Below are 9,729 nucleotides of genomic sequence, written 5' to 3'. Positions count from 1 at the left end.
AGGCCATTGAAAGTCTCGCCGCCGGGTTGCGAGAAGGACTGAAGCACCAGGTGTTGCTGGGCGTGACGGGCTCCGGTAAGACATTCACGATCGCCAATGTCGTCGCGGAAGTGAACCGGCCCGCACTTGTGATTGCGCCGAATAAGATTCTGGCCGCGCAACTCTACAGCGAATTCAAGGGGCTCTTTCCCGAAAACGCTGTGGAGTACTTTGTCAGCTACTACGACTATTACCAGCCGGAAGCCTATGTCCCCACGACCGACACGTATATCGAAAAGGAGTCGTCGATCAACGAAGAAATCGACAAAATGCGCCATTCGGCGACGCGCGCATTGCTGACACGGCGCGACGTGATCATTGTCGCCAGCGTTTCGTGCATCTACGGCATCGGGTCTCCGGAAACGTATCAGGCCTTGCGCGTCGAATTGTCGCAAGGCGACACCGTCTCTCGCGAGGATTTCATTGCAGGCCTTATCGCGATGCAGTACGCGCGCAACGACCTCGATTTCCATCGCGGCACGTTTCGCGTACGCGGCGATACGGTCGATGTCTTCCCCGCCTACGAAGCCGACATCGCGATTCGTGTCGAGTTCTTCGGCGACGACGTGGACGCGCTCTACGAAATCGATCCGTTGCGCGGGGCGGTCAATCGCCGTGTAAAACGCATCGCGATCTTTCCGGGTACGCATTACGCGACGACGGCGGACAACTTGAAGCGGGCTATCGAAGGCATCAAGTTCGAGTTGCAGGAACGCCTGAAAGAACTGGAAGGCGAAGGCAAGTTGCTGGAAGCTCAACGACTCGGACAGCGCACGCGGTTCGACATCGAGATGCTCAACGAAATTGGGTTCTGCAGCGGTATCGAAAACTACTCACGGCATCTCGACGGGCGCATGCCCGGCGAAGCGCCGTACACCCTGTTGAACTACTTCCCCGACGACTTCCTGATCGTTATTGACGAGAGCCACGTCACCGTGCCGCAGGTGGGCGGCATGTACAAGGGCGACCGTTCGCGTAAAGACAAACTCGTCGACTACGGTTTCCGGCTGCCGTGTGCGCGCGACAATCGCCCCCTGAAGTTTAACGAGTTCGAGAAACTCACCGGGCAGGCCATCTACGTCAGCGCCACCCCTGGCCCGTATGAACTGGAAAAGAGCGGAGGACTCATTGTCGAGCAGGTGGTACGGCCTACCGGGCTTGTCGATCCGGAAATTGAGGTCCGGCCCGCGTCCAATCAGGTTGACGACCTCTTGGATCAAATCCGTAACGTCGTGAAGCGAAATGAACGTGTCCTCGTGACCACGCTCACGAAACGTATGGCCGAAGACCTGACGGAGTATCTGCACGACCTCAACGTGCGCGTGAAGTACATGCACGCGGACGTGGAAACGCTGGAGCGTATCGAGCTCGTCCGGGGGCTGCGCGCGGGCGAATACGACGTGCTGGTCGGCATCAACCTGCTGCGCGAAGGTCTGGACATCCCCGAAGTCGCGCTCGTGGCGATCCTCGATGCCGACAAGGAAGGGTATCTCCGCTCGGAAACGAGCCTCATCCAGACGTGCGGCCGCGCCGCGCGTAACGTGAACGGCCGCGTCATCATGTACGCCGACACCATGACCGGCTCGATGAAACGCGCCATCGGCGAGATGAGCCGCCGCCGCGAAAAGCAGCTCGAATACAACAAGCAGCACGGCATTACTCCCAGGAGCGTCAAAAAGGCTCTCAGCGACGTGTTATCGAGCATCCACGAACGCGACTACGTCACCGTGCCGATTGCGGCGGAAGAACACGACCTCTACGTGTCCAACGCCAACCTCGGCAAGACCATCGCCGACCTCCGCAAGAAGATGAAGCAGGCCGCCGACAAGATGGAGTTTGAGAAGGCCGCCGAATACCGCGACCGAATCCAGGCGCTCGAACGCCGTCAGATCGAGGAAGGGCTTTAAACAAGTGGGGGTGACGCAAGTGGTGCGCGGCCTGTGAGAAGGGGAGAATGGGTCCTATGGGACTTATGGGTCCCATGAGTCCCATGCACTGCAAAACCCTAGACCCCAGACCCTATCCCCCAGACCCCAGGAAATCCGTATCGCCTCACTATTGACCTCATTATTTCTCCGTTGTTGTAGAATGCCGCCCTTACCAACGGAGTCTGTTGGGGCAATGGGAGCAAACGCGCCATGACAATGAAGGCCCGGCGGGTGTACAAGCACGGTGTATTCTGCCTCGAGGGCGATTGGTGGCCCGACCTGAAGAACCCCACCTCCGTTGAACCCGTCCTGCGCCTGCTCTCCGAATCGCACATTTCACGCGTTCCCTACATTTACAGAGACATAGGCACGGCGGAAGATTTTAGGTATTACCTCGAAAAGTGGACCCAGACCCGGTATGCGGAGTTTCCGATCTTGTACCTGGGCTTTCACGGTGTGCCCGGAAAGATCGTGGTGGGCGACAAGCGGCGTAAGCAGAGTCACGTTACGCTCGACAACCTCGAAGAATGGCTCAGCGGCAGTTGTGCCAATCGCGTGATTCATTTCGGGTCGTGCGAAACCATGAACGTCAAACCCGCCCGGCTCCAAATGTTTCTCAAAGCGACCGGCGCACTCGCCCTGCTCGGCTACCGCAAGATACCGGAATGGATCGAATCCGCCGCCTTCGAAACCCTCCTCCTTGGCGAACTCCAATACAACGCCATGACCCGCGCCGGCCTCAAAGCAGCCCGCGAACGCATCAAGACCCGCCTCGGCGGCAGCCAAATGCTGCGCGAGCTGGGCTTCAGAATGGCGATACGGGAGTAGGCCTTATCACGCAGTGCGGCTGAAAGCCGTGTTCGTCTCCTGCGTCCGCTGATAGGCGAGATTGAGATCGCGAAGATATCCCTGCAACTTGCGGTATTGAGAAGGAAGCATGGCAATTCCCACCAACGCAACTATTGGCCAAGGAAGGAAGAACACGAGTAATCCTTCCAAAGCATAGACGCAAAGTAATGCATACACAAACCAACCCGATTTCGCATGAGCAAGAGACAGTTGGGCGATATAGAGCGAGATTGAGTACGACAGACCGGCGACGCTCACCAGTCTCAGCGCATTGCCATTCCCCCAGACATATTCGAACAGAATCCCTCCAGTCAGAAGCGTGAGGTGGCTAACGAAAAGACAAGTGGCTACTTCTTGACGCAATCCGTCCGGGGAAATCGGCAAAATCCTGAGAATGCGAAGCGGAGGGAAGTACTGAATTCCGGTTACGGGCGCAATGGTGAAGATGACGAACGAAAACAATGAAGCGACAGATATTTCCCATGGGCGTTGAGACATCCCGCTCGTCTTGATCCATATCATGAAGTAATAGACGCCAACAGAGAATGAAAGACCCGCAACGGAATTCAATGCCGTCATAACGTAAATGCGCCGAAATCGCAACAAGGCACTTCGCTTGGGAGCAACTGAGAGTGCCGCGTTCTTAGCGGTCTTCTTAATTCTTGTGGAGTCTCCGACTCGCAACGGCGCGGGAGGCTCCGTGCGCATGCGGTATTGCAGCGACGCCGCACAAAGCACGAGCGCTAATGCAGGTAGGAAAATTGCGAGCACGTGTATAGAAGAAGGACGCAGCAAGAGCATAGCGGCGATAGGTATCAGCGTGGCCAATTGAGCCATGAAGACAATGATATTTGTCGAGTGTTGCGCGTTTCGCAGATAGCGCACGGCTATGCGTGGCGCCTCGGCGGCAGGCAACACAGAGCGGCACATAAGAAATACGGAGATGACCACCAAGCATTCTCCGAGTGTCCATATGCCAAACCGGGTCAGAGCGCTGAGAAGGACTACGGCGAGAGAGAATATAGCGAGAGGGACTATCGTCTGTACGATCCACTGAGCAAATCCCAAGCGGCGCTTTGAAATGGGAAGTATCCTCATGGCCCTACGGAAGTCTGGCGAGTTTGTTTGGGAAATTGAGGGCCAAGCAACGATAGCGATCAAGTAATTCCAAATCACGCCCCTTGACGGGGTAATCAATAGAATGGGCACAGCCAAGTACCACGCGAGTTCCCACGGAGAAGTATTCGCAAGCAGAAACCGGATTACGCGAACGTAGTCCGGCGCGCGGTCAAGCCAATCCAAAATCGGGTCTGTTATTCTCCGTGTTAATCGCATGCCTTAATCAACCTGTTCCGTCGACTTCGTGACTTGGAGTAAGTCCTGGATAGTCGAACACAGTATGAGAAGCAATAGAAGCTCGCTGCGGGCCCAGGCGTAGCATGGTATTTCTCGAATTCTTCTTCTCTGAGTCCTCTGTGGTGAATCACACTACTTGCCTTCATTGTCGCCCCAGATCATGATGTCGCGGATCTCTTCAATGCTTCGAGTTCGGTATACCCGGCTGCTTCGAGTAACGAGCGCGCACATCAGGGCGATTCCTGCAGTGAATAACACGATACCTGCAAAACAGTAGAATCTGACTACGGCAGGAGAAGTGCTCCAGTCTTCTGAGTAATCTAGAAAGTGTATGAGCAGAACCGTCACAAGCACGAAGCCTGGTACGGAGAAACGCATTAACAATGGAATACCAAGTGATGCCGCGCCAGCAGACAAAATCATCCACCCCGTCAAAGCGTAAACCGTTACTCCCGGTACGTTCAGAAACAAGAATAGTCCTGCGACCCAGGTCGCAGCGGCGCTCGATGCCGCGATACTCATAAAGTACAGGGTTATTGCGGTCCCGGACTTGGGCAGCGAGCGAAAGGTGCGTAGCAGTGTACTCTTTGTAAACAACATCGGAGCAATGACGCCCGCCCCCACCGATACAAGCCGCGCGCTGGCCGCAGTCCCAAACACCCCTTCAATTTCGACATCGAGATAGCGCCCGTATATCCAAACCGCCGACCAAATTAGAATCATGAAACTCACGGCGCTGATTGCGGTTCTGATATGCAAACTCCAAATAGCGAGTCTCTTGCGGTGTGCTACGAGGTCCATAACTCTGGTCGCCGCGTAAGCTACACTGATCGGAGTTGTCTTTTTGTCCAGCGGGCATGCGGGGTGATTCGCCAGAAGCCGTATCGTGAAGAATGCAAGGATTGGCGCGCCTATGACCATCAACGACATCACTGCTAGCGACGAACGGCTAACATAATCTTCCTCACTTAGGATCATGAGCACCAACAAGAGGAATACCGGAGCTGCTGGGAGAAGCATAGGTAAAATTCCCTGGCGGCCCCGATTACCGAGCGATAGGCGCATAACAGTCTCAAACACTAGCCACTGTTGCAGGAATAGGACCATGCAAAGTGCAAGTAGACAATAGGCGCGAAGTGGCCCTCCCAGCAGAGCAATAATAAGGAGGGCGGGAATTCCCGTACTTCCCAGAAGAATGAGTGGTCCAAGCGTGGCCTGCAACCAAAGAACCATACTCAACTTTCTGTGAGAAACCGGCCACGTTGCGAGAAAACGTACTGTGCCGGAAACGTCCAATACCTCGATTCCGCGAGTCGCCATTACCACCAGTGAGGAGACCATACACATCGTTAAGGACGGGGAGAGATTCCAGTGCATGTCAAAAGGGAGAAGAAAACCAAGGATCAATGTGATAACGGACACCACGGGGTGGTTCTCCCACTGCAAACGAATCAAGTCCCAAATCAATGCTCCGGCCAGTGCTGAGCGTTTACCTGGCGCTTCGTGTTGTGTGTATACGGTTGTGGTCATGGCCAGATCGCATCCGCCCGGTTGCCGTGATTTAGCTTGTATACGTCGCTGTCGTTGGCGATTGCGCGGGGCAGCGCTACGTATAGCCCGACGTAACCCGCAAGGACTCCCAAAGCCGAGGTTAGCAGGCTTGTTGTCCATGCCGGTTGTGCAAGCGCTGCCACTGTAACAACAACATACGTGACGCAACCCACGAAACAGAGAAGATCTCGTGTGCGCCGTTCGACGTCTCCGGAAAAGAGACGGGGGGACAAGCCTTGGATCAAGGCTGCAATGCCTATTGAACCCACTTGCAATGAGAAGAGAGGAACCATGTACTCCCAGCGAAAGGAACAGAGTATCAGCACCACCGAGGCAATGCAGAACGGTACTATTGCCACCCATACGAATGCGGCTAATTGAAAAGCAAGGTCTTGAGTTGTGAGTGGCAGTGTTCTCAATGGAGACCAGTGTACAGAGCTTGAGCCAATGGCTTTAGCGAGGGTGAACCACTCAATTACCATAAGCGCGCGAAAGTAGTTTGGACCGAACGCCAACGCGGAATCTGACTCTCTGCCTGAAAACTTGTCCATGAAACCAATAGCCAGAATTAGGAAAAGAATAAAGAAGGCTATGACGGATGACTCCGCTAAGGTTCGAGCGTACAAGGTCCAGGGAATTGATAGTTGCATTATGCTCGTTTGTTGCGGAACGTCGGGTTTTGCAGTGACCTCCGGCGGAGTCTCCTTGGGTAACGGTGGCGGAGTTGAGAATGGCGCAGGAAGTACAAACTCCATCAAGTCCGTGTCTTTTATGACGAAGGATGTCTTCCCAGTCTCGATCAAGGGACCAATCAAGTGGCCACGTAACGCGTAAGTTCCCTGAAGCGCAAATAGGGTGTAGGTAACGAGTGCAATTTGTAGCAACTCTGGCTCGGGTGTTTTCCCGGCTTCTAGCGAGGGTGTAGCAATCGCAGTAAGGATGAGTGCTCCGGCTACCGGAGTTGCCAACAACAACAAGGCAAGGCTAGGGTCACTCTTAGCTCGAAGAGCGCTATTTAGTTTGAGCATGCCTAGATAGAGTAGCCAAATCTGCGTCCACAACCCCGGCGCACATGCGCAGTATGCAATCTCCACGCTCGAGTATTCGGAGTGGCTTTTCCAGATCGCAATTGGGGGTAGTGTTAGGGTAGCCACAGTTGCCAGTAGCGCGAACGGCAGAAGAAGACCAAGTAGCCACGTTCTCATTGCCCAAGCGCGACGACTCACGGGAAGCGTGCATTTAGCGCGCATTCTTTTGGGATCGAGTAGTCTGACAAGCAGTATGCCAGAAAGTATCAATATCAATGTGGTGGCTGCACTTGGCGGCATACGGAGTGCGGCCAATTCATTTGTCGACCAAAACCAGAAGGGATTGGTCACGAGTATTATGAAATAGAGACAGCCTATCGCCTGCCAGAAGATTCGAAAAAGTCTCTTGAAGTGCTTGACCAGCGGATCGCGATTATCGTTCTGCGAGCGAATAAGGTCCCGGCTCATCTCCGACATCCTTGTGCTGCACGTAAATCGAGAGAATTCACCGCAGAGTCACAGAGCACACAGAGCAATGCCAAGAGCCGGTTTCTCCCTTTCTCTGTGCCCTCTGTGACTCTGTGGTGAATACTTCTCATTCTTGCCCCTTCACCAACCCCACAAACAGTTCCTCCAACGTCACGGGTGCCGTTGATACATCGGAGAATCCCTGCGCACGAATTCGCTCGATTGCTTCTTCCTGCGTGTCGACGAGGATGCGCCAGCGTCTATCGCCGCGGCGTTGGATATATGCGCCGCGCACAGGTTTTGGTGCTGCGCCGTTGTCCGTTACGAAATCGACAATTCGGAACCGCTCCACGAGAACCGCTGTCGGCCCTTCCAGCAGCATCTTGCCGTCGGCGATGATCCCCACATGGTCCGCAAACCGCTCGATGTCGTCGAGGTTGTGCGATGAGATGATGACCGTGCGCGTTTCGTCCTGGATCGCTTCGAGCAGTTCCGTGAACAATTCGTGCTTCGAGATCGCATCGAGACCCGCGAGCGGTTCGTCAAGCAAGAGCAACGCAGGCCGGTGCGCCAGCGCCACCACGAGGTTCAGCTTCATGCGCGACCCGTATGACAATGCAGAGATGGTTTCGTGCCACCCGACTTTCATGCGTTTCATGAGCGCATCGCAGTAGTTGTCGTCCCAGTCGGGATAGAACCCCCGAATGAACGCTACGAGCCTATCCACGCGCCCCCACGCGTTAAACGACAGGTCCGGGCTCACATAGCCGATCTTGGCTTTGACCGCCACTTCTTCGCGAATGTGGTCAAGCCCGAAGACCTCGATGGTCCCTTTTTCCTTCGCGCCCATCCCCATAATGAGATCGATGGTTGTCGTCTTTCCCGCGCCGTTGGGCCCAATCAGTCCGTACATGCCCCCCGTCGGCACGGTGATGTCGATGGGACCCAGGTGGAAACCGGGAAAGCCCTTTTCCAAACCCCGGATCTTTAGCGCCTCTGCCCCCATATCAACGCCTCCCTTTCCAGTAACTCGTGGGTAATAGCGAGTATTTCGTCTTCGCTGAGGCCCGCCTCAGATGCTTCGCGAATCGCTTGCTCGATCAAGGACCGCGCCTGCGCCACTTTGGCCTCTCGGCTTCGGTCTGCCCCATGCTCGGATACAAAGGTGCCCAGCCCCTGTTTTCGGAAGATGATGCCTTCCCGTTCGAGGTCTTCGTAGGCCCGTTTGACGGTGATGAGGCTCACGAATAGTTCTTCGGCCAATTGACGAAACGAGGGCAGCATCGCGCCGGGTTCGAGACGGCCTTCGCTGATTTCCCGTTTGATGCCATCGACGATCTGCTGGTACAGCGGGCCCGGCGCGGCAGACGACACCGGCGGTATGGCCAACCGCCGGGGCGTACCCGCACTATTCGTTCTGTCAGTCTCGCCGATGTTCATATGCTGTGAATATACATTATATACAGTGGATACGCAAGGCTTCGTAGGATATTGATTTCAAATGAGTTATATAGATAGCGACGGGATTGGATACTGGTGAGGGTGCGCCATCCGGAGATAATACTGACCCGCTTGATTGCTGGAACCAGCCTCAAGGCGACCCGTGAACGGATCATGACTCGCCTCGGCGGCAGCCAAATGCTGCGCGAGCTGGGCTTCAGAATGGCGATACGAGAGAAGAAAGAGCGTTTCACCACAGAGGCACAGAGGACACAGAGAAAAAGCAAGGGACCGAGTTGGCTCCTTATATTATGCGGATTGAAGATCAGTCCTTCTGGAGTCACTTTCGGAATAGTTGTTGCCTTGCCTGTATTTTCGCCGGTAGAGCCTCCGGCAGCGGCGCTATATGATTTGGCATGGAGAGTTCCCATCCACCCTGCAAAACTTTGTCATTCTTTCTTCTCTGTGCCCTCTGTGTCTCTGTGGTGAAATCTCTTCAGATTGAAAACCTCTTAATACCGTCTCGCATCAGTGGCACGTTGAAGTTGAGCAGTAATCCGACTGACATCTCGCTCAGCTTCAAGTACGTGAGTATTTGGGCTTCGTGAATCGGCAGCAGCTTCTCGACAGCCTTTAGCTCGACCACGACGGCCTCTTCCACGATGAGGTCTATCCGGTATCCGCAATCGAGTTCCAGACGCTTGTAGATGACAGGCAACTCCACTTGACGTCGCGCTGTTAATCCCCGCAAAGAAAGTTCGTAGGCGAGGCACTCTTCATATGCTGATTCCAGCAACCCCGGCCCCAGTTCTCGATGCACTTCAATTGCCGCCCCAATGATTGCTTCCTTAATCTCCACAAATTTCGCCATAGCAAGTCCCCCTGATGTGTGCGGAATTACATCTACACCACAGAGGCACAGAGTATACAGAGAAGAAGCACGAAATCGAACCGCCTCATCAAGTGGAAGCCCTGTTCACGAAGTCGTTCAGGTATTGGCCTGGGCTTCGGGATTCTCGTATCTGGAAATGTACCGTGACTTCGTGCTTAGAGGTACACACGTAGACAGT

General features: G+C 54.7%; 8 protein-coding genes. 2 read left to right on the top strand and 6 right to left on the bottom strand.

Annotated elements, in window-relative coordinates:
- Both uvrB and K1Y02_13685 read left to right on the top strand, forming a co-directional pair.
- A partial coding sequence (gene uvrB / locus K1Y02_13690) for an excinuclease ABC subunit UvrB (protein ID MBX7257411.1) occupies positions 1–1,946 on the top strand: 1,946 nt, incomplete at its 5' end.
- A gap of 231 nt (positions 1,947–2,177) precedes the next feature.
- Positions 2,178–2,795: a hypothetical protein gene (locus tag K1Y02_13685; protein ID MBX7257410.1), complete on the top strand. Its 618-nt coding sequence runs from the start codon at positions 2,178–2,180 to the stop codon at positions 2,793–2,795.
- Positions 2,796–2,801: 6 nt separating this feature from the next.
- Here the strand turns inward: K1Y02_13685 and K1Y02_13680 are convergent, their stop codons facing one another.
- The 6 genes from K1Y02_13680 to K1Y02_13655 all read right to left on the bottom strand — a co-directional run bounded on the left by K1Y02_13680 (position 2,802) and on the right by K1Y02_13655 (position 9,530).
- On the bottom strand, positions 2,802–3,767 hold the full coding sequence (locus tag K1Y02_13680; GenBank protein MBX7257409.1) for a hypothetical protein: 966 nt from the start codon (positions 3,765–3,767) through the stop codon (positions 2,802–2,804).
- Positions 3,768–4,304: 537 nt separating this feature from the next.
- Entirely contained in the window at positions 4,305–5,702 is a 1,398-nt protein-coding gene (locus K1Y02_13675) for a hypothetical protein (protein MBX7257408.1), read from the bottom strand.
- Positions 5,699–7,219 carry a hypothetical protein gene (locus K1Y02_13670; GenBank protein ID MBX7257407.1) on the bottom strand — a complete coding sequence of 507 codons (1,521 nt, stop codon included), beginning with the start codon at positions 7,217–7,219 and terminating at the stop codon, positions 5,699–5,701. The genes K1Y02_13675 and K1Y02_13670 overlap by 4 nt, the downstream gene beginning before the upstream one ends.
- A gap of 127 nt (positions 7,220–7,346) precedes the next feature.
- Entirely contained in the window at positions 7,347–8,225 is an 879-nt protein-coding gene (locus tag K1Y02_13665) for an ABC transporter ATP-binding protein (GenBank protein ID MBX7257406.1), read from the bottom strand.
- Positions 8,207–8,659 carry a GntR family transcriptional regulator gene (locus K1Y02_13660; protein MBX7257405.1) on the bottom strand — a complete coding sequence of 151 codons (453 nt, stop codon included), beginning with the start codon at positions 8,657–8,659 and terminating at the stop codon, positions 8,207–8,209. The genes K1Y02_13665 and K1Y02_13660 overlap by 19 nt, the downstream gene beginning before the upstream one ends.
- A 496-nt stretch (positions 8,660–9,155) precedes the next feature.
- Positions 9,156–9,530 carry a GxxExxY protein gene (locus K1Y02_13655; protein ID MBX7257404.1) on the bottom strand — a complete coding sequence of 125 codons (375 nt, stop codon included), beginning with the start codon at positions 9,528–9,530 and terminating at the stop codon, positions 9,156–9,158.
- Positions 9,531–9,729: the final 199 nt, after the last annotated feature.

It is taken from the genome of Candidatus Hydrogenedentota bacterium (assembly GCA_019695095.1).
In the GTDB taxonomy this organism is placed as follows: domain Bacteria; phylum Hydrogenedentota; class Hydrogenedentia; order Hydrogenedentales; family SLHB01; genus JAIBAQ01.
Note: the sequence above shows the minus strand (reverse complement) of the source record. Positions and strands in the feature narration are given on the sequence as shown.